The 19,752-nt window shown below is 71.7% G+C and carries 16 protein-coding genes; 8 read left to right on the forward strand and 8 right to left on the reverse strand.

What is annotated here, in order from left to right; translation table 11 throughout:
- Positions 1-8: 8 nt before the first annotated feature.
- Positions 9-3,359: a hypothetical protein gene (locus BM393_RS21140; protein WP_141225426.1), complete on the reverse strand. Its 3,351-nt coding sequence runs from the start codon at positions 3,357-3,359 to the stop codon at positions 9-11.
- 252 nt (positions 3,360-3,611) lie between these two features.
- Here BM393_RS21140 and BM393_RS21145 point away from each other — a divergent pair, with 252 nt between their 5' ends.
- The 5 genes from BM393_RS21145 to BM393_RS21165 all read left to right on the forward strand — a co-directional run bounded on the left by BM393_RS21145 (position 3,612) and on the right by BM393_RS21165 (position 11,198).
- On the forward strand, positions 3,612-5,321 hold the full coding sequence (locus tag BM393_RS21145; protein WP_091732387.1) for a DUF1800 family protein: 1,710 nt from the start codon (positions 3,612-3,614) through the stop codon (positions 5,319-5,321).
- 14 nt (positions 5,322-5,335) lie between these two features.
- Positions 5,336-6,724, forward strand: a complete 1,389-nt coding sequence (locus tag BM393_RS21150; RefSeq protein ID WP_091732392.1) for a DUF1501 domain-containing protein — start codon at positions 5,336-5,338, stop codon at positions 6,722-6,724.
- 339 nt (positions 6,725-7,063) lie between these two features.
- Positions 7,064-8,860 carry a DUF1800 family protein gene (locus tag BM393_RS21155; RefSeq protein ID WP_254783548.1) on the forward strand — a complete coding sequence of 599 codons (1,797 nt, stop codon included), beginning with the start codon at positions 7,064-7,066 and terminating at the stop codon, positions 8,858-8,860.
- Positions 8,861-8,901: 41 nt separating this feature from the next.
- Positions 8,902-10,290 carry a DUF1501 domain-containing protein gene (locus BM393_RS21160; protein WP_254783549.1) on the forward strand — a complete coding sequence of 463 codons (1,389 nt, stop codon included), beginning with the start codon at positions 8,902-8,904 and terminating at the stop codon, positions 10,288-10,290.
- Between the two features lie 284 nt (positions 10,291-10,574).
- Positions 10,575-11,198 (forward strand): helix-turn-helix transcriptional regulator, encoded by a 624-nt coding sequence (locus tag BM393_RS21165; RefSeq protein ID WP_175538455.1) that lies wholly within the window; start codon positions 10,575-10,577, stop codon positions 11,196-11,198.
- Here the strand turns inward: BM393_RS21165 and BM393_RS21170 are convergent, their stop codons facing one another.
- A complete protein-coding gene (locus tag BM393_RS21170) occupies positions 11,199-12,800 on the reverse strand; it encodes an alkaline phosphatase (protein ID WP_091732405.1) in 1,602 nt (533 codons plus the stop codon).
- A gap of 224 nt (positions 12,801-13,024) precedes the next feature.
- Here BM393_RS21170 and BM393_RS21175 point away from each other — a divergent pair, with 224 nt between their 5' ends.
- Both BM393_RS21175 and BM393_RS21180 read left to right on the forward strand, forming a co-directional pair.
- Positions 13,025-13,282, forward strand: a complete 258-nt coding sequence (locus BM393_RS21175; protein ID WP_091732409.1) for a type II toxin-antitoxin system RelE/ParE family toxin — start codon at positions 13,025-13,027, stop codon at positions 13,280-13,282.
- On the forward strand, positions 13,266-13,595 hold the full coding sequence (locus tag BM393_RS21180) for a helix-turn-helix domain-containing protein (protein WP_091732413.1): 330 nt from the start codon (positions 13,266-13,268) through the stop codon (positions 13,593-13,595). The genes BM393_RS21175 and BM393_RS21180 overlap by 17 nt, the downstream gene beginning before the upstream one ends.
- A gap of 26 nt (positions 13,596-13,621) precedes the next feature.
- On the opposite strand, the gene BM393_RS21185 is transcribed toward BM393_RS21180, so the two are convergent.
- From BM393_RS21185 to BM393_RS21195, 3 genes are read right to left on the reverse strand one after another with little or no spacing between them, the layout of a single operon-like run.
- The gene (locus tag BM393_RS21185; RefSeq protein WP_091732416.1) at positions 13,622-14,008 is read right to left on the reverse strand and encodes a VOC family protein; all 387 of its coding nucleotides are present in this window, start codon (positions 14,006-14,008) and stop codon (positions 13,622-13,624) included.
- 50 nt (positions 14,009-14,058) lie between these two features.
- Entirely contained in the window at positions 14,059-14,556 is a 498-nt protein-coding gene (locus BM393_RS21190) for a disulfide bond formation protein B (protein WP_091732419.1), read from the reverse strand.
- Positions 14,556-15,023 (reverse strand): RidA family protein, encoded by a 468-nt coding sequence (locus tag BM393_RS21195; protein WP_091732422.1) that lies wholly within the window; start codon positions 15,021-15,023, stop codon positions 14,556-14,558. Before BM393_RS21195 ends, BM393_RS21190 begins: the two co-directional genes overlap by 1 nt.
- A gap of 66 nt (positions 15,024-15,089) precedes the next feature.
- Between BM393_RS21195 and BM393_RS21200 the strand changes: the two genes are divergently transcribed.
- Complete coding sequence (locus BM393_RS21200; RefSeq protein ID WP_141225427.1) at positions 15,090-17,741, forward strand: DNA internalization-related competence protein ComEC/Rec2; 2,652 nt, start codon at positions 15,090-15,092, stop codon at positions 17,739-17,741.
- Positions 17,742-17,826: 85 nt separating this feature from the next.
- Here BM393_RS21200 and BM393_RS21205 read toward each other — a convergent pair whose 3' ends face one another.
- From BM393_RS21205 to BM393_RS21215, 3 genes are read right to left on the reverse strand one after another with little or no spacing between them, the layout of a single operon-like run.
- Positions 17,827-18,657: an 8-oxoguanine DNA glycosylase gene (locus tag BM393_RS21205; protein WP_175538456.1), complete on the reverse strand. Its 831-nt coding sequence runs from the start codon at positions 18,655-18,657 to the stop codon at positions 17,827-17,829.
- Entirely contained in the window at positions 18,654-19,346 is a 693-nt protein-coding gene (locus BM393_RS21210) for a DNA methylase (RefSeq protein ID WP_091732433.1), read from the reverse strand. Before BM393_RS21210 ends, BM393_RS21205 begins: the two co-directional genes overlap by 4 nt.
- A gap of 49 nt (positions 19,347-19,395) precedes the next feature.
- Positions 19,396-19,659 (reverse strand): hypothetical protein, encoded by a 264-nt coding sequence (locus tag BM393_RS21215; protein WP_091732438.1) that lies wholly within the window; start codon positions 19,657-19,659, stop codon positions 19,396-19,398.
- Between the last annotated feature and the right edge of the window lie 93 nt (positions 19,660-19,752).

The raw sequence follows: 19,752 nt of genomic DNA on the forward strand, positions 1-19,752 counted from the left end.
GTCGCTCATCAGCCCCGCGGCTGCTGATCTCGCGGCGGCTGATCCAAGGTTTGCTGGTCGAGCGCTTCGAGCTCGCTCACCGCCAGTTCGGCCAGCACGCGTTCGCCATTGGTGGCGGTGCTCGCGGTGGCCTGCGCGATGAAGGCCGGCCCGGCGGTGTAGCCGGTGGTGTTGATCTCGTAGGTGTAGTAGCCGGAGACCTTCCAGCTCGCCGGCTCATTGAGCAGCCGCGCGATCTCCGCTTCCAGCCGCACGGCCTGCGCGTCGACGGGCGCGTCGCCGCCCGCATGTACCCTCGCATCGGCACCATCCTCCAGGGCCAGGCCTTGCCCGCCGCGCGACACCGCCGCGCATCGCCGGATCATCTCGATCTCATCGCGATGGAGGTTGATCGTCTCCACCACCTCGGGCCGCAGCTTGAGGCTTTCCCCGAACGACTGATTGCCGCGCACCGCGGCCTGGTTCACTTCCGAGACGAAATCCTGCAGCCGCTGCTTGCTCTGCGGCGTCTTCGCGATGTCGTTGGCGCGCGCGCCGAGGTACTCGTTGAAGGAGGCGGGATCCACGAACTCGACCAGCCGCCGGATGTAGCCCGGATGCAGGTCGCCGTGTTCATCGACCATGCGCAGCGTCACGCTCGCGCCCTTCGGAACGAGCGCGGCCGAGACGCCGACCAGCGGCACGCTGGGCAGGCTGACCGATTCCGGCTGGCCCGGATGCCGGGCGAAGTGGCCCGGGCTGGCCGAGGCCGACACCAGCGCCGCATTGACATTGAGCGCCGACGACTGCGCCCGCGAGCGCTCCACGCCGCGGAGCCATCCGTTGGCGTCGATGCGTTCGTTCTTGCCGGCCAGCAGGTGATCGCGGCTGGCGCTCAGCGACGGGCCGAAGTTCCATCCCGCCAGTGACAGGCGCGCCATCGCGTTCGCGACCTTGGACACCGTGTGGCTGCTGCGCCGCTGGTCGCGCCAGTTCACCGAGATGTCCCGCTCGCGGAAGAAGCGCTCGCTGAAGTCCTGCCAGAGCTGCTCCGGCGCGGCGCCGCGCGCACCCTCGGCGCGCTCGCTCTGCGCGAAGAGGAAGCCCAGCACTTCGTTGGCCTTGCCGCGCCACGAGTCGGTGGGCTTGTTGGCCTCGTCGCGCTCGACGCGGGTGCGGATGATCACGCCGCTCGGCCCGCTCGTGTCGTGCGAGTACCCGTAGCCGACACCGCCGCCCAGCGAGGCGTGGAAGGTCGATTCGCCGGCGCCCAGCGCGATGCCGCCGAACACGCCCAGGCTCAGGCCCTTCGAGGACCGCTGGTCGATGCCCATGAAGACCTCGCCGCCGTAGGACGAGGAGCCGATCTCGAGGAACGCGTGCCGCCCGCGCAGCGCCTTGAAGCCCGGTCCCACCGAGAGGCCGATCATGGCCTTGAAGTCCTGCATGTTCAGCGACTGGTTGGCGTTCAGGCCGTAGGTCGCGCCATCGAAGTAGCGGACGTTGTTGCCCAGCGGCGTGGTGTCGATGACTTCGGCCAGCGCCGCCTGGATGTCGCCGCGAGCGGGGCCCGCCGGGCGGATGGGGCGGCCGGCGTCGAGGTCCCGCACCCGGGCCAGGAGCGCTTCGGCGCTGGCGCCGGGCGTGTCGCCGGTTCCGGGCGTCCCGACCGGCGGCGCCTCCTGAAGCCAGCGGGCGAGTGTCTTCAGGTCCAGCCGCTTCAGGTCGGCCAGGGCCGGATGGTGCTTCACGCTGGCGGGATCGAGGCCCAGCCCCGGGGCGAGCACGGCCGCGGCGGTCGCGATCGTGGCGCGGTCCTGGCTCGAGGGCTTCCATTCGACCGCGGCTCCCGCCTGCCCGGCGACATGACGCCAGCGCGCCAGGCACTGCTGGCGCAGCAGCAGTTCCGCGCGCCGCGCGCTCGGCAGCACGCGCCAGCTCGACAGGGCGCCGAGACGGGCCGAAGCGGCACCGAGCGCCTCGCCGAGCGTCTGTTGAAGCCGCTGGGCTTCGGTGGACGCCAGCCCCAGGTTGGTCCCGCCCGCGGCGAAGGCGGTGGCGTTCAGCGGCGACTTCTTCATGCCCACCAGGCGGCGGGGATCGAAGGCCGTGCGCGGCTGGGTCGCCCGGCGCTCGGCGCGGCGGATCCAGGTGGTGAACTTGGCCATGCGCGCTTGCGTGCGGGCCAGCGGCGTGCCGGGACCGCGGTCGCGGTAGCCGCTGCGCCAGGCGACGTAGGCCGACACCTGGGCGGGGTCGTCGATCTGGGCCGCCGTGGCCATCGGATCGGCGTACAGCTTGGCCGCGCACAGCAACGCGTCGGTGGCGTGCGTCCGCCGCGTCGGGTCCCCCGCAGCAGCGGTGCCGGCCGACTCGATGTGCGCGGCGGCCTGCAGGAAGGTCCGCAGGCTCTCGCGCTTCATCTCGCCGGCTTCGCCGCGGGCGCGCAGGCTCGCGTCCGCGCTCAGGCGGATCAGTCCCTCGAGCCCGCTGCGGGTGGCGCCCAGCAGCAGCGCCGCGCGCCAGGCGTGGTGATGGCCGGGTGCGCCTTCCGCGCCGGGCGTGCCATCCACGCCAGCCGCGTCTGCGGTGGTCGCCTCGGCCCCTTGGACGTGCGCTGGAACGAGCCCGCGCACGAGCGACGGCACCATCGGCATCCGGCGCAGGTGCTCGAGCGCCGCGAGCGCCGCGTCCGCATCACCGCGCGTGGCGGTGGACAGGGCGCGCGCGACCTGGAGCGATGGACCGAATGGCCCGGCGGCGGTGAGCGTCGCGGGCGTCTGGGCGCCGGGCAGCAAGGTGTCGATCAGTCGTTGGAGCGCTGGCGACTCCGCCGTCTCCTGGGAGCCACGCGTGAACAGCGCGGCCGTGGCCGACGCGAAATCCGCGGCGCTGGCGACCACCGGCACGGCCGCCTGCGGCGCGTCCGGCGTCGGCCCTGGCGTGCCGACGATCGAGCCTGGCGCACCTGTCCCATCCGTCGCATCCGTCGCCGCCCCAGCGCCCGCTGCGCCGAGAGCGCCGGCAGCGCCCGTGCTGGCCTGGGCCGCGGGATGCAGCCGGTCCACGAGCGCGGCCGAGCGCTCCTGGATCCATTGCGCGGTCGCCGGGCGGAACTCGGTGGCGGTGGGGAGCTCGACCGCGGGGCCGGGCGTCGCCGGCATCCGCAGCGGCGCGATCGAGGTGCGGAGATAGAAGGGCCCCGCGGCGACGCTCGACGGACCGGGTCGGAGCTTGCGCTTGAGCTGGTCCAGGAGGCCGTCTTCCGAGGGATGCGTGGGGGAGCGAGCGGGTGGCGTGACCGGCGCGGCGGGCGAGGGCGCGTGGTCGGCGCCGACGGTCGGCGCGAGCGGTCCCCCGGCGGTACGGGAAATTGTCATGGCGTCGCCAGCCTGAGCGCGACCCCGCCCAGCCCCGCGCGCGGACGCGAAGCGGGAGCGGCGCCGGCGAAGCGTCCGCCATTCCTCACCGACTTGTTTCCACGCCGTATCCGAGTCCGACAAACTCCGCGCGTGCAGAAATCACGCGGCAACAACCTGTTGCCGCGCCTTTCACCTGTTGTACGAATGACGGTGTATTGAGCGCGCCGTCTCGCCACCATCCCGCATCCGCTGCTTCGGGCTGATGCCGAGATGACTGCCGCCGCTCATACCCCCTTCGCTCCGACCGACGACGACCGCGTCGTCGATGCGACGTCGACCTCCGGGACCTCGGCCGCGCTCGCGGCGGCGGCCGCGGCGGCCCTGCTGGCCGCTTGCGGCGGCGGTGGCGGCGAGACCGCCGACGGCGGCGGCCCCGACAGCGACCCGCAGAACAGCGTCCCGCCCACCGATGCGCAGGCCGCGCGTTTCCTCGGCCAGGCCGGCTTCGCGGCCAGCGCCACCGACATCGCCGCGGTCAAGTCTTCCGGCTACGCCCGCTGGCTGGACCAGCAGTTCGCCGCGCCCCGCACGCAGGGGCATTACGACTGGCTGGTCGCCAAGGGCTACAACGCCGAGTCCTTCCGCAACAGCCTCTCCGGCGTCGACGCCACGCTGTGGCGCAAGCTGATCGGCTCGCCCGACCAGCTGCGCCAGCGGGTGGTGCTGGCGCTGTCGGAGATCTTCGTCGTGTCGATGACCGGCCTGCCGGTGAGCTGGGCCAACATGGCCACCGCCGGCTACGTCGACATGCTGGAGCAGCGCTGCTTCGGCAGCTTCCGCGCGCTGATCGAGGGCGTGACCCTGTCCCCCGCGATGGGCGTGTTCCTGGCGATGCGCGGCAACCGCAAGGAAGATCCCCGCACCGGCCGCCAGCCCGACGAGAACTACGCCCGCGAGGTGATGCAGCTGTTCACCATCGGCCTGAACCAGCTCAATCCCGACGGCACGCCCAAGACCAGCAACGGCAAGACCATCGACACCTACACGCTGCCGCAGATCACCGAGCTGGCACGGGTGTTCACCGGTTGGGACTTCGACACCACCGACGCCAACGGCGCCGATCCGAGCTACATGACCCGGCCGATGAAGCACACGGCCAGCCGCTTCTCCACCGGCGCCAAGAAGGTGCTGGACGTCACCATCCCCGAGACCGCCGACGGACCCGCCGCGATGAAGCAGGCGCTGGACACGCTGGTCGCGCATCCCAACGTCGGGCCGTTCATCGGCCGGCAGCTGATCCAGCGCCTGGTGGCGTCCAACCCCAGCCCCGCCTACGTGCAGCGCATCGCCGCGGTCTTCGACAACAACGGCAAGGGCGAGCGCGGCGACCTGCGCGCGGTGATCCGCGCGATCCTGCTCGACAGCGAGGCCCGCCAGCCCTCGACCGCGCCCGGCGGCGGCAAGCTGCGCGAACCCATCCTGCGCCTGATCCAGTGGGCCCGCAGCGTCAACCTGACGTCGCCCGGCGACCTCTGGGCGATCGGCGACACCAGCAACCCGGCCACGCGCCTGGGACAGAGCCCGCTGCGCAGCGGCTCGGTCTTCAACTTCTTCCGGCCGGGCTACGTGCCGCCCAATTCCCAGCTCGGCACCAACAACGTCACCGCGCCGGAGTTCCAGCTCTGCAACGAGAGCACCGTGGCGGGCTACCTGAACTTCATGCAAAGCCTGATCGGCAACGGCATCGGCGACATGAAGCCCGACTACACGGCGGACCTCGCGCTGGCCGCCGACCCGGCGGCGATGGTGCAGCGCCAGGCCCTGGTGATGGCGGGCGGCGACCTGTCGGCCACGACCATCACCACCATCGCCACCGCCGTCGCCACGATCAAGGCCGACACCGACGCCGGCAAGCTCAACCGCGTCAAGGCCTCCTGGCTGATGGTGCTGGCGGCGCCCGAATACCAAGTGCAGAAGTGAGCGGAGCGACAGCCATGCCCCACATCTCGAAACTGGCGTCGCTGCGTCGCCGCGAATTCCTCCAGCGCGTCTCGGCGCTGTCCGTCGCGGGCACCGCCGCGCCCTGGGCGCTGCAGCTGGCCGCGATCAACGAGGCCGCCGCCGCCGTCGCGCCCGGCGACTACAAGGCCATCGTCTGCCTGTTCATGTATGGCGGCAACGACCACGGCAACACCGTGGTGCCCTACGACGCCGCGAGCCACCAGGCCTACGCCACCATCCGCCAGGCGCTGACGACGCCGCGCGACCAGCTCGCCGCCACCGCGCTGACGCCGGCCACGGCGCTGCCGGACGGCCGTCAGATGGCGCTGGCGCCGACGATGACCCGGCTCAAGCCGGTCTTCGACGCCGGGCGCCTGGCGGTGATGCTCAACATCGGTCCGCTGATGCAGCCGACCACGCTGGCCCAGTACAAGGCCGGCAACGTGCCGCTGCCGCCCAAGCTGTTCTCGCACAACGACCAGTCCAGCCTCTGGCAATCGTCCCGGCCCGAGGGCGCGACCTCCGGCTGGGGCGGCCGGGTGGCCGACCAGTTCCTGGGCAGCAACGGCAACGCGACCTTCACCTGCATCAACGTCTCCGGCAACGCGGTGTTCATGTCGGGCGGGCAGGCGGTGCAGTACCAGATGAGCAGCGGCGGCGCCGTCGCCATCAATGGCGCGACGCGGTCGCTGTTCGGGTCCGCGGCCTGCTCGGAAGCGCTGCGCGCCCTGGTCACCGCCGAGCGCCAGCACTGGATGGAGCAGGAGCTCAACCGCGTCACCGCGCGCTCGATCAGCGCGCAGGGCACGATCTCGACGGCGCTGGCCAACTCGACGCTGCAGACACCCTTCGACACCGGCGGCCTGGCGGCCCAGCTGCAGACGGTGGCCCGGCTGATAGGCGCCCGCTCGGCGCTGGGCGCGCAGCGGCAGGTCTACTTCGTGTCGATCGGCGGCTTCGACCTGCACGACAACCTGGTGGCCCAGCATCCCGGCCTGCTGGGCACCGTCGCCAACGCGATGGCCAGCTTCGACGCGGCACTGGGCGAGCTGGGCGTCGCGCAGAACGTCACGACCTTCACCGCCTCGGACTTCGGCCGCACGCTGAGCTCCAACGGCGACGGTTCCGACCACGGCTGGGGCAGCCACCACCTCGTGATGGGCGGCGCGGTCAAGGGCGGCCGCTTCTACGGCCAGCTGCCCTCGGTGAGCGTGAACGGGCCGGACGACGTCGGCCAGGGCCGCCTGCTGCCGACGACCTCGGTGGACCAGCTGGCCGCGACGCTGGCGATGTGGATGGGCGTGCCGGCGACCGACCTGCCGGGCATCCTTCCGGGGATCGTGAACTTCAACCAGAAAGACCTCGGTCTCTTCGCGGCCTGATTCGGGCGTCGATCGCCGGAACTGGCGGGTTTGTCGCGGCCAATTACAGCGCCGGGCCGCGAGCCGCGAGGACCTGAAGGCCTCGCGCAGGGACAGCGCCGGCGCGGCCGGGAGGCGGGCCGTGAGAAGCCGCACGAAGCGGCCCCTGATCGACCCCGCGATCGCCCCTTGATCGCCGGCAGGGCCGATGGTGACGGGGATCGCGGCCGGCCGTCGAGGTCGAAAACCACGGTAACCCGAGACGTTGCCGAGCCTTTCCGCTGTTGCGGTTTGGCGGCTGATTCGGGCGGGCGGACTCTCTAGAGTGCCGGGCGTCAGCAGTACCGACGCCCCACCGCCATGTTCCGATTTCCCTGGTCTTCCGCAGCCGCCACGGCTGCCGCCGCTGCCCTGAGCGCCTGCGGCGGCGGGGGTGGTGGTGGCGACACGCCGGCCACGCCCAACGGCGCCGCTCCCGCGCCCGACGGCACCCCCGGCCCGGCGCCCAGCCCCGCACCTGCGCCAGCACCGGCGCCGGCGCCCGCACCGGTCGACAGCGCGGCGCCAAGCCCCGCGCCTACACCGGCGCCCGCGCCGCAGCCGGCTCCGGCGCCCGCGGCCGCCACCCTGCTGCCCTTGCCCGGCGACGCGCAGGCCGCGCGTTTCCTGGCGCAGGCCGGCTTCGGCGCGAGCGAGGCGGACATCGCCACGCTCAAGTCGATCGGCTACGCGTCCTGGCTGGATCTGCAGTTCCTGGCGCCGCGCACCGAGTCTCACTGGGACTGGCTGACCCGCAACGGCTTCGCCACCGAGGCCAACAAGTACGCCTACTTCGACGGCCTGCCGGGCAGCGTCTGGCGCAAGTTCATCACCTCGCCGGACCAGCTGCGCCAGCGCATGGTGCTGGCGCTGTCGGAGATCTTCGTCGTCTCGGCGGTGGGCAACACGCTGCCGTGGCGCACGATGATGATGGGCGCCTACGCGGACGTGCTGGAGGAACAGGCCTTCGGCACCTTCCGCGGACTGCTGGAGGCGGTGACGCTGTCGCCGGCGATGGGCGCCTTCCTGGCCATGCGCGGCAGCAAGAAGGAGGACGGCAAGGGCCGTCAGCCCGACGAGAACTTCGCCCGCGAGGTGATGCAGCTCTTCACCATCGGCCTGGTGCAACTGAACCTGGACGGCTCGGTGCAGATGGCCGGCGGTCGTCCGGTCGAGACCTACGACCTGACCACGGTGACGCAGCTGGCGCGCGCCTTCACCGGCTGGGACCTCGACACCAACGCGCCCGCCGGCGCCGATCCCGGCTTCATGCGACGGCCGATGGTGCACAAGGCGGCCAATTTTTCGGAGGGCGCGAAGACGGTGCTCGGCACCACCATCTCCGCCGGCGCCGATGGCCCCGCGGCGCTGCGCCAGGCGCTGGACATCCTCGCCAACCATCCCAACGTCGGTCCGTTCTTCGGCCGGCAGCTGATCCAGCGCTTCGTCTGCTCGCACCCCAGCGCCGCCTACGCGCAGCGCGTCGCCCAGGCCTTCAACGACAACGGTCGCGGCGAGCGCGGCGACCTGAAGGCGGTGTTGCGCGCGGTGCTGCTCGATCCGGAGGCGCGCCTGATCGAGCCCGGCGCCAGCAACTCCGGCAAGCTGCGCGAGCCGGTGCTGCGCTTCGTGCAGGTGGCGCGCGCGGTCGGGCTGAGCTCGGCCGGCCTGTGGACCATCCCGGAGACCAGCGATCCGGAGACGCGGCTCGGCCAGAGCCCCTTCTTCAGTCCGTCGGTCTTCAACTTCTACCGGCCGGGCTACGTGCCGCCGAATTCCCCGATGACCGCCGCCGGCACCACCGCGCCGGAGTTCCAGCTGCTCAACGAGGTGACGGTCACCGGCTACCTGAACTTCATGCAGACGCTGCTGACGACCGGGCAGGGCGATGCCAAGCCGGACCTCGCGGCCGACATGGCGCTCTCGACCGACCCGCGCGCGATGGTGGCGCGTCAGGCGCTGCTGCTGGGCGGCGGCGCCATCTCCGACGCGACGCAGCAGCGCATCGCGGCGGCGGCGGCCACGATCGGCGCCAGCACCGACGACGGCAGGACCAACCGGGCCCGCGCCGGCTGGATGCTGCTGCTCGCCTGCCCCGAATACCAGATCCAGAAATGACCGCGTCGCGCTGTCCGCGCGACCTACACCGGAGACCTCCCGTGGCCCATGTGTCCAAGCTGTCCGCGCTGCATCGGCGCGAATTCCTCAAGCGCGCCTCGGTCGTGTCCGTGGCCGGCGCGGCCGCGCCCTGGGCGCTGCAGCTCGCCGCGATCGGCGACGCGGCGGCCGCCACCGGCGGCGGCGACTACAAGGCGCTGGTGTGCGTGTTCCTGCACGGCGGCAACGACCACGGCAACACGGTGATCCCCTACGACACCGTCAACCACCAGGCCTACGCGGCGATCCGGCCGACGCTGGCGATCGGCCGCGACGCGCTGGCCGCGACCGCGCTGGCGCCCACCGTGGCGCTGCCGGACGGTCGGCAGATGGCGCTGGCGCCGGGGCTGTCGGCGATCAAGCCGGTCTTCGACGGCGGCCGGCTGGCGGTGATGCTGAACATCGGCACGCTGATGGCGCCGATGACGCTGGCGCAGTACCGCTCGGGCGCGGTGCCGGCGCCGCCCAAGCTGTTCTCCCACAACGACCAGGCCAGCCTCTGGCAGTCGTCCAGCGTCGAGGGTGCGCGCACCGGCTGGGGCGGGCGCATGGCCGACCTGATGCTCTCGGCCAATGGCCGTGCCGGGCTGACCTGCATCAATGTCTCGGGCAACGCGGTGTTCCAGGCCGGCGAGCAGGCCTTCCAGTACCTGACCGGGCCGGGCGGCAAGAAGCCGATCAACGGCATCGGCAGCCAGATGTTCGGGTCCAGCTCCTGCGCGACGCTGCTGCGGGCGCTGATCACCGAGCAGCGGAGCCATCCCATGGAGGTCGAGCTCAACCGCGTGACGGCGCGCTCGATCGAGCTGCAGTCGACGCTGAGCACCGCGCTGGCGGGCGGCGCCACGATCACGACGGCCTTCGCGAGCGACTCGCTCGCGCGCCAACTCAAGACGGTGGCGAGCCTGATCGCGGCGCGCGCCTCGCTGGGGATGACGCGGCAGGTCTATTTCGTCTCGATGGGCGGCTTCGACCTGCACGACGGCCTCACTTCGCGGCACCCTCAGTTGATGCAGCAGCTCGGCGGCGCGCTGGGCAGCTTCGATGCGGCGCTGCGCGAGCTGGGCATGGCGGACCAGGTCACCACCTTCACCGCTTCCGATTTCGGCCGCACGCTGAGCAGCAACGGCGACGGCACCGACCACGGCTGGGGCGCGCACCACTTCGTGATGGGCGGCGCGGTGCGGGGCGGGCGCTTCTACGGCACGGCGCCGTCGGTGAGCGTCAACGGCCCCGACGACGTCGGCCAGGGGCGGCTGCTGCCGACGACCTCGGTGGACCAGCTCGCCGCGACGCTGGCGCTGTGGATGGGCGTGCCGGCCAGCGAGCTGCGGACGGTGCTGCCCAACATCGGCAACTTCGCGGCCGCCGACCTGGGCTTCCTGGGCTGAGGTGCACCAGCGTGGATCATCGATGACGACGGGCCGCGCGGCCGGCAGGCCTCCCGGTATATCGGCGCCGGACCCGACATCGCCGGCCCCCCAGCCCTAGGGGGCCGCGCGCGCGAAGTTCCGCTACGCAATGTCGGGCGGTTCTCCTAACATCCCTGAAGGCCCCACACACCTCATCGCGGCGCAGACCGTGCACGTCGAGGGCCGCGTTCCACACGCGCCTGAACAGGGAGGCTGAGATGGATGGCATGGTGTTGGGGAGGGGCCCCGAGACGGGCCGGCTCTTGTCCTATCGCGGTCCGGAACGCCGGCGAGGATCGCCGGACCGGTGGTGGCGTCACGCGCTGGAGGAGATCGACCTGGGGGTCTGCCTCGTCGGCGGGGACGGCCAGCTGCTGTATGCCAACAGCACCGCCAGGCGGCAGCTCGACGCGACCTCGCCGCTGCAGCTCATCGACGGCCAGCTGGTGGCGCCACAACGCAATGACCAGCTGCGGCTCGAGGGCGCGCTGGCCGACGTGCAGCGCGGCCTGCGCCACCTGATCTGCCTGGGGCGGGGCGCCGGGCGGCTGTCGCTGTCGGTGCTGCCGCTGCAGGACGGCCTGGGGCGCACCGCACAGGCGCTGCTGGTGCTGGGCAAGCGCAACCTGTGCGGCGAGCTGCCGATGCTGGCCTTCGCGCGCGAGCATCAGCTGACCGCGGCCGAGCAGCAGGTGCTGCAGGCGCTGTGCGCCGGCCTGCAGCCACAGGAGATCGCGCTGCGCCACGGCGTGGCGATCTCGACGGTGCGAACGCAGATCGCGAGCGTGCGCGCGAAGACGGCCACCGAGAGCATCCGCGACCTGGTCGCGATGGTGGCGCAGCTGCCGCCGATGCAGGGCGTGCTGCGCGTGGTCGAGCTGCGCTGATCAGCCGCGCCGCGGCGCCAGCGTCTTGCTGAAGAGGGCGGTGCCGGCCAGGTCCTTCAGCGTGACCGTCATCGCGCGGGTCTTCGCGTCGATGTCGACCTGTCCGAAGAACTGGGTGTCGACCGCCGGCGCGGCGTTGGCCACGCCCGGTCCCTTCTGGTAGACCACCTGCATGCCGAAGGTGCCATCGGCCTTGTTGGGGCCGAAGCCGCCGGCATGCAGCGGACCGGAGACGAATTCCCAGAACGGCAGGAAGTCGGTGTGCTTCGCCTGGGCCGGGTCGAAGAAGTGCGCGGCCGTGTAATGCACGTCGGCCGTGAGCCAGACGATGTTGTGCAGGCGGTGGCGCTTGATCTCGCTGAGCAGGCGCGCGATCTCGAGCTCGCGGCCGCGCGGCGCGCCGTCGTCGCCATTGGCGATGGCCTCCCACTTGTCGCGGCCCTCGGCGTCCTTGCCGTCGTTCACGTGCAGGCCGATCGGCATGTCGGCCGCGATCACCTTCCACACCGCCTTCGAGCGCTTGAGCCCGTCCAGCAGCCAGCCGATCTGCGGGCGGCCCAGGAAGGCGCTGGCGGCGTTCTCCTCGGTCTGCAGGTTGGCGCTGTTGGGGCCGCGATAGCTGCGCATGTCGACGACGAAGACGTCCAGCAGCGGCCCCTGCGGCAGGTGGCGGTAGATGCGCTCGCTCTCGGCGTCCCCGAAGCGGCGCATCGGCGCGTATTCCTGGAACGCCTTCGTGCCGCGGGCCACCAGCAGCGGGACATTCTTTTCGGTGTAGCGGGCGTCGCCGGAGAGGTCCTTGCTGTCCGAGTAGTTGTTGGTGACCTCGTGGTCGTCCCACTGCCAGATCTGCGGGACCTGCGCCGACAGGCGGCGGACATTGGCGTCCATCAGGTTGTAGCGGTAGCGGCCGCGGTACTCGTCCAGCGTCTCGGCGACCTTGCTGGTCTGCTCGGTGACGAGGTTGCGCCAGAGCGAGCCGTCGGGCAGCGTGATCTCGGCGGGGATGGGGCTGTCGGCGTAGATGGTGTCGCCGCTGTGTAGGAAGAAGTCGGGATTGATGCGGCGGATCTGCTCGTAGATCTTCATCCCGCCCCAGGCCTCGTTGATGCCCCAGCCTTGACCGCAGGTGTCGCCGCTCCAGGCGAAGCGCAGGTCGCGCACCGACCGGCTGCCGAAGGCGTCGGGCAGGCGCAGGTGGCCGGGCATCGGCTCGGACAGGACGCGCTCGTTGCGCAGGTCCTGCAGGATGACGCGGTAGAAGATCTCCTGGCCGGCGGGCAGGCCGCGCAGATCGACGCGGCCGGTGAAGTCGGAGTCCTCGAGCAGATGCGGACCGCGCACCCGCTGCGTGTTGGCGAAGCTGGCGGTGGTGGACCACTCGAGCCAGAGCCGGGCGGGGCGGTCGGCGCGGGTCCAGATGATGGCGCCATCGGCGATCGGATCGCCGGACTGGATGCCATGGGGCATCTGCGGCCGCATCGCATCGCGGGTGATGAGGGCCGGGGCTTGCGGCGTGCCCTGCGCGCGCAAGCCGTGGGGCGCCAGCAGCGTGCCGCCTCCGAGCAAGGTGCTGGCGTGGAGGAAGCGGCGGCGGTCCATGCGGGTCTCCCGGCGAAGTGGCGAAGCCCGCGATGCTGCCGGTGGGGTATGACGCGGCAGTGAACAGGCTTGAACGAAGCTGACGGCGCGCTCATTCGCAACGCGGCCCATCCCCCATTTGCTCCCTCTTGAGGGCGAGGCGAAATCCAATGTTGCGTGATGTCAAAGCGCCCCTATGCGCATCAGATTAGCGTCGATAAAGCTAATCAAACCGTATAGCATGCATGAATCGCATCAACTGGACCGAGAAGGCGATGCGGCAGATGCTGAAGCTGCCTCGCGAGGCGGTGAAGGCGATCGCCGGAGCCGTGGTCATCGAATTGGCGGACCTCCGGGCCGCGCGCAACGTGAAGCGACTGATGAACCATCCCTACGCTTATCGACTGCGAGTCGGGGACTATCGCGTGTTCTTCGACTTCGCCGTCGAGGTCCGGATCGTCTCGATCGAGGAAGTGAAGAAGCGCGATGAACAAACCTATTGATTTCCAGACCATCGTGGGCGCGGACGGCCTGCCTGCATTCGTCGTGCTTCCGTATGACGAATTCGTGCGGCATTTCGAGGCCGTGGGCGATTTGATCCCCGACGCCGTGGCGCAGTTGGTGTTCAACGAGCAGATGACCGGCGCCAAGGCCTGGCGCACGCACCTCGGGCTGACGCAGCAGGTGGTGGCGGATCGGCTCGGGATCACGCAGGGCGCCTACGCGCAGCTCGAGGCCAGCCCTCGGCCCCGGCGCTCGTCGCGCGAGCGCATCGCCAAGGCCCTGGGCATCCGGCCTGGTCAGCTGAACTTCTGATCCCGCGCCCGCGGCGCGGGCGGTGCTCACTGCCCGGCCGGCGGCTCCCAGAGCTCGACCTGGTTGCCTTCGGGGTCGATGACCCAGCCGAACTTGCCGTATTCGGAGTCGTCGGTCTTGTCGAGCACCTCGCAGCCCTCGGCGCGCAGCGCCTGCAGCAGGGCGGCCAGGTCGGCGACGCGGTAATTGATCATGAAGGACTTGCCTTGCGGGCCGAAGCCGGCCGCGTCCGCTGCGCCGATCGACCAGATCGTCGTGCCGCCGGTGGGCTGGCCCGCGTCGTCCGTCCACGTGAACGCCGCGCCGCCCCAGGGCAGCACATCCACGCCGAGGTGCGTGCGGTACCAGTCGCGCAAGGCCGCCGGGTCCTTGGCGTTGAAGAAGATGCCGCCGATGCCTGTCACACGCTTCATGGGGAGACTCCCGTCAGGTTGACCGATCGCAAGGACATCGGCGCGTCGGCTCACCGACGATGCACCGCGCCGCGCTTGAGCGTCAGCAGACACAGCAGCGCGATCAGGGTGAACAGCGCGCCGCTCCAGATTTCATAAGGCAGACCGAGCAGCGTGTACGCGGAGGCCTCGCTGCAGTTGGCCGTGACCATGAAGACACTCGGAAGCCTGGTTTCCAGGTCCAGCGCCGTCAGCACGCGATCGGCGAAGGTCATGTCGCAGGTGGCCAGCTTGGAGGCCACTTCATGCTGGTAGCCCGCAGCGAACAGACCCGCCACGCCGAGCGCCGCGGTCAGCAGCAGCGCCACCACGCGCGCGGCGCCCACGCGCTGCAGCAGCCAGCCCAGCGCGCTCACCGCGGCGATCAGCAGGAAGATGCCGCGCTGCATCACGCACCAGGGGCAGGGCTTGACCCCGAACTGGTACTGCGCCACCAGCGCCGCCGCCACGCCGGCGAGCGAGACCAGCGCGCTGAAGGCCAGCACGCGCGAGGCGGTCAGCGCGCGCATCAGTCCGCGATCTCGGCGATCAGCTCGATCTCGACGCAGGCGCCGAGCGGGATCTGCGCCACGCCGAAGGCGCTGCGCGCATGCGCGCCCTTCTCGGGACCGAAGACCTCGCCGATCAGCTCGGAGGCGCCGTTGGTCACCAGGTGCTGCTCGGTGAAGTCGCCGGTGCTGTTGACCAGGCTCATCAGCTTGACGACCCGCTTGACCTTGTTCAGGTCGCCGACCGCGGCGTGCAGCGTGCCGAGCAGGTCGATCGCGATCGCGCGTGCCGCCTGCCGGCCGGTGGCCGTGTCGGTGTCCTTGCCGAGCTGGCCCACCCAGGGCTTGCCGTCCTTCTTCGCGATATGACCCGACAGGAACACCAGGTTGCCGGTCCGGACGAAGGGCACGTAGGCGGCGGCGGGCACCGCCACCGGCGGCAGCTCGATGCCGAGTTGGGTCAGGCGGTCATAGACGGAAGTGCTCATGAGGATGTGCGCGGAAGTGAAAAAAAGCGCCGCGAATCCTACACCCCGGCATGGCGCTGGACGCTGGTGCCCGCAGCAGCCCTGGTCGGCATGGGGCTGGTCCATCGCCTGCCGGTCCTGCCCGGACCGCAGGCGTGGGGCGCCTGGCTCGCGTGCGTCGTCGCGCTGGTGTTGACGATGGTGTTGCCGGTCGCCCTGGTGCGGGATCGATCGGCGGCGGCCGACGGCGACGTGGACCGGCCCTGGCCGCGATGGACACGATGGACACGATGGACACGATGGGCGCCATGGCTGCGGGGGCCCGCATGGCAAGGAGGGGCGTCACGACCGCGACCGCGATGGTCGAGCCATTGGCTCGCGTGGGCGCTGCTCGCGGCGCTGGCCGGTTCGGGCCTGACCGCCCACCGCGCCGTGTGGCGCCTGGCCGAGGTGCTGCCGGCGGCGCGCGAGGGCCATGTCATGACGATTGCCGGCCGCGTCGCCAGCCTGCCGCAGCGCACCACCGGCCTGGGCGGCACCGAGGGCTGGCGCTTCGTCCTCGCCGCCGATGCCGCCTCGATCGCTGCCGGGGCGCCGCCGCGGCTGCTGCTGTCCTGCTACCAGATGCCTGAAACGCCGCGCGCCGGAGAGCGCTGGCAACTGGCGCTCAAGCTGCGCCGCCCGCATGGGCTGCTGAATCCGCAGGGTTTCGACCAGGCGCTGTGGATGCTCGAACAGGACCTGCCCGCCGCCGCGAGCTGTCGTGGCCAGGGGCAGCAGCGCCTGTCCTCCGCGGCGCCGGGCGTGGATGCGCTGCGGCAGTCGCTGCGCGACGCGATCGACCGCGAGCTCGGCCAGGCGCGCGACCGGCGCGGCGCCGGAGTGCTGGCAGCCCTGAGCCTGGGCGACCAGGGCGCCGTCAGCGCGGCCGACTGGGCGCTCTATCGCGATACCGGTGTCGCGCACCTGCTCAGCGTCAGCGGCCTGCACGTGACCCTGTTCGCGTGGCTCGCCGGCGCCGCCGGAGGCTGGGCGTGGCGGCGCAGCGCGCGCCTGTGCCTGTGGCTGCCCGCGCCGCGCGCGGCGATGTGGCTGGGCGTCGCTGCGGCGGGCGGCTACGCGCTGTTCGCCGGCTGGGGCGTGCCGGCCCAGCGCACCTTCGGCCTGCTGGCGATCCTCGCGCTGCTGCGGCAGGCGGGCGTGCGCTGGCCCTGGCCGATGAGCCTGGGCACCGCCGCCGCAGTCGTCTGCGTCGCGGATCCCTGGGCGCTGACGCAGCCCGGCTTCTGGCTGTCGTTCTGCGCGGTCGCGCTGCTGATGGCGGCCGACTCGCGCGCGGAACCCGGCTGGCGCGGCGCGCTGCGTGCGGCCTGGCGCACGCAGTGGGTGGTGACGCTCGGCCTCGCACCGTTGACGCTGCTGCTGTTCCAGCAGCTGTCGCTCGTCGGCCTGGTCGCGAACGCAGTCGCGATCCCGCTGGTGTCTTACGTCATCACGCCGCTGGCGCTGCTCGGCGCGGCCTGTCCGCCGCTGTGGACGCTCGGCACCTGGCTGGTCGCCGCGCTGAACCTGCTGCTCGAGGTCCTGCGCGCCTGGCCGCTCGCCGTCTGGCACCTGCCCTGGGCGCCGGCCTGGGCGCAGGTGCTGGGGCTGGTCGGCGGCGTCCTGCTGGCGATGCCCTGGCCGTGGCGGCTGCGGCTGGGCGGGCTCGCGCTGTGCGTGCCGCTGCTGTGGCCGGTCGTCGACCGACCGCCGCCCGGGGCGGTCGAACTGTGGCTGCCCGACGTCGGGCAGGGCGGCGCCGCGATCCTGCGCACTCACGGCCACACGATGGTCTTCGACGCCGGACCGCGCTGGGGCCCCGACAGCGACGCGGCGCAGCGTGTGCTGCTGCCGCTGCTGCGCGGCCTGGGCGAGCGGCGCCTGGACCTGCTGATGGTCAGCCACGCGGACCAGGACCACGCAGGCGGCACCGGCAGCCTGCTGCGGGGCCTGCCGGTCGAGCGGCGGCTCGGGGCGGTGCCGGGAGCGGCGGGCTGCCGCCGAGGGCAGCGCTGGGCGTGGGACGGCGTGCGCTTCGAGGTGCTCTGGCCGCTCGAGGCGCCGGCGCCGCGGGAGAACGCGGCCGGCGCGAAGCGCAACGGCGCTTCGTGCGTGCTGCGCGTCGACGCGGCGGGGCGTCGCCTGCTGCTGACCGGCGACATCGAATCGCCGCAGGAGGCGCAGCTGCTGCGCCTGGCCGGCGAGGCCAGGGCAGTGACGCAGACGGAGACTGGGACCGAGACGGAGACGGAGACGGAGACGGAGACGGAGACGGAGACGAAGGCGGAAGACTTGCGCGTGGAGGTGCTGGTCGTGCCGCACCATGGCAGCCGGACCTCGTCGTCGACCGCCTTCGTGCAGGCGACGGCGCCGCGCGTGGCGGCCCTGCAGTCCGGCCATCTGAACCGCTTCGGTCATCCTCGGCCCGAGGTGGTGGCGCGCTACCTGGCCGCCGGCGCGACGGTGCTCAATACCGTCGACTGCGGCGCCTGGCAATGGCGCAGCGACCGTTGGACGCTGCCGTTGGCGGATTGCGAGCGGACCCGCCGCCGCCGCTACTGGCTGACGGCGCCAGCGGTGCCCGCGGCACCGGCCGCACCGGCCGCCGCGATGGCCGCGTCATCCGCGTCATCAGCGTCCGCGGAAGTCGGAGAAGGGGAGGGTTCCGAGCCGGCCATCGAAGCAAGCTCGCCTTGACTTCAGCCGCCGTCGTTCATCGCGCACGAGGGTGCGCGCGACACCGTGACGCCGCGCTGGCGGCTGACGCGGGCACCTGCGGCGCTCAGGCCGTGAAGACCAGCGCGATCTGCTCCGGGATGCGGGCCGCGCTGGCTTTGCGGGCCGGTGCCGGTTCGGTCGCCTTCAGGTGGTCGACGAGGAAGCGCGCCGTCTCCGGCGAGCGGCTCATCTCCGCCGCGACCACCGCCTCCAGCTCGGACGGCCTGACGTCCATCGCCGCGCACAGCTTGAGCAGGCGGGCCTCGAGCTCGAGGTAATGCCGCTCGATGCCGTGCTTGCGCGGGAACAGGCCGATGACCTGGCCCACGCGCAGCAGGTGGGCGTCCAGCAGCGCGACCTCCTCCGACGCCGACCAGCCCCGCACGATGGCCGACGCCGTCTTCGGCCCGACGCCGGGCAGGGCCATCAGCCAGTTGCGCACCTCCTGGCCCGCCTCGAAGTCGGGCGCCGAGAGCAGCGCCGGCATCACCGCCGCCAGGTGCCTCGCCTTCTGCGCCGCGAAGCGGAAGCTGAGCGCACGGCCCTGCACGTCCAGGGGCTCGCTGAGCCAGGCGTTCAAGGTCGCCTCGCAGACACCGGGCTGCACGAAGGCGCCGCGCTCGCGCACCCGCGCGAAGGCCGCCTGGCCCACGGCCGCCGGGATGCCGGGGCCGCCCAGCAAGGCGGCGCCGACCTCCTCGGCCAGCGAGCGGCCCGAGGCGCGGGGCGCCGGGCCGTCGAGGCGGTGCCGCAGCGCCTGCTGCGTCCAGTAGGCGGGGGTCGGGAACTCCTCGACGGCGCCCCAGCGCACGCCGGTGAGGAGGAGGTGATCGGGATCGGGAAGTTCTCGATGAAGGGAGCCGTGGCGGGAAACGATGGCGACGATCTGGGTCATGGGACTGCAAAGACGCCGCCTCTCTGGGCGGCTGGATAGGTGGCGTCCAGCCATTGGCGGAACGCGGCGCGCTCGACCGGATCCATGGCATGGACACGCTCTTGGAGGCGTTCGAGACGCCGCTTGTTGGTCTGGCGCTCGCGGAAGTTCGTCCCGCGGTGCCGGCTGTCGTGAAGGATCTCGGGCGGCTCGAAGTTGAACCACAGCGTTTCGGTGCGCACGTCGGTGTGGGTCTTCGCCCGGAATTCGGTCGTCCGCCACCCCCGCAGGAGGGCGTCGTACACCGGATGGGCGTAGCCCGACACGATCACCCGGCACGGCAGCGTCGCCAGCAGCGCCAGCAGCGCCTCGTGGTCGGCGGCGCCGTATTCGTGCCGGTAGATGCGTGACTGGCGCCGCGTCTCGGGGTGGTAGGGCGGGTCCACGTAGACGAGCTCGTCGCCCTCGAACGCGTGCCGCGCGAGGAAGTCCTCCGCGCGGCCGTGGACGAGTTCGACGCCGGGCAGGGCCATGGCGCGCCAGTGCGCGATGACCCGGTCGTCGGCGTCGATGGCGATCGAGCGCGCCGCCGGCAGCTTGTGGCGCAGGACCGCGCCGCCGCCGACATGCGTCTCGATGTACACCCGGTGCGGAGGCATCAGGTTGATGACGTGCTGGTACGTCTTGCCCTTGCCGCCTGGATACTTCATGCGGCGAATCATCGTCAGAAGTGACGATGATGTCAAGGCGCCGGCGGGCTCAGAGCGCCGTCAGCCAGTCGCAGCGCAGGCGGCCCGAGCGGTGCAGCCGGCGCCGGCCGCCGGTGTAGGCCATCGGCAGCATCCAGGCCACCAGGCACAACGGCAGTGCGATCCATGCCTGGATCAATAACGCGCCCGGAACGCCCATGAAGCCCAGCATCCAGATCGTCAGCACGACGTTCCACACCGCCAGTTCGACCGGGTGACGCGCGCTGTGCATCACCATCCAGCGCTTCACCTGGCTGAGCTGCTTGAGGGTCATGGCGGGCTCCTGGACGGCCGGAGAGAGGGGCGCGGCGGCGTCCGGAGGGCCATCGGACGGCGGCGATCGAATGGGCGGGAATGGGCGGGCAAT

The organism is Mitsuaria sp. PDC51 (assembly GCF_900113225.1).
Classification (GTDB): domain Bacteria; phylum Pseudomonadota; class Gammaproteobacteria; order Burkholderiales; family Burkholderiaceae_C; genus Roseateles.

Bases quoted from the DNA above. Each gene is read 5' to 3' on its own strand.
- BM393_RS21140 (WP_141225426.1), bottom strand. From the start codon at position 3,359: ATGACAATTTCCCGTACCGCCGGGGGACCGCTCGCGCCGACCGTCGGC.
- BM393_RS21145 (WP_091732387.1), top strand. From the start codon at position 3,612: ATGACTGCCGCCGCTCATACCCCCTTCGCTCCGACCGACGACGACCGC.
- BM393_RS21150 (WP_091732392.1), top strand. From the start codon at position 5,336: ATGCCCCACATCTCGAAACTGGCGTCGCTGCGTCGCCGCGAATTCCTC.
- BM393_RS21155 (WP_254783548.1), top strand. From the start codon at position 7,064: ATGTTCCGATTTCCCTGGTCTTCCGCAGCCGCCACGGCTGCCGCCGCT.
- BM393_RS21170 (WP_091732405.1), bottom strand. From the start codon at position 12,800: ATGGACCGCCGCCGCTTCCTCCACGCCAGCACCTTGCTCGGAGGCGGC.
- BM393_RS21175 (WP_091732409.1), top strand. From the start codon at position 13,025: ATGAATCGCATCAACTGGACCGAGAAGGCGATGCGGCAGATGCTGAAG.
- BM393_RS21180 (WP_091732413.1), top strand. From the start codon at position 13,266: ATGAACAAACCTATTGATTTCCAGACCATCGTGGGCGCGGACGGCCTG.
- BM393_RS21185 (WP_091732416.1), bottom strand. From the start codon at position 14,008: ATGAAGCGTGTGACAGGCATCGGCGGCATCTTCTTCAACGCCAAGGAC.
- BM393_RS21190 (WP_091732419.1), bottom strand. From the start codon at position 14,556: ATGCGCGCGCTGACCGCCTCGCGCGTGCTGGCCTTCAGCGCGCTGGTC.
- BM393_RS21195 (WP_091732422.1), bottom strand. From the start codon at position 15,023: ATGAGCACTTCCGTCTATGACCGCCTGACCCAACTCGGCATCGAGCTG.
- BM393_RS21205 (WP_175538456.1), bottom strand. From the start codon at position 18,657: ATGACCCAGATCGTCGCCATCGTTTCCCGCCACGGCTCCCTTCATCGA.
- BM393_RS21210 (WP_091732433.1), bottom strand. From the start codon at position 19,346: ATGAAGTATCCAGGCGGCAAGGGCAAGACGTACCAGCACGTCATCAAC.
- BM393_RS21215 (WP_091732438.1), bottom strand. From the start codon at position 19,659: ATGACCCTCAAGCAGCTCAGCCAGGTGAAGCGCTGGATGGTGATGCAC.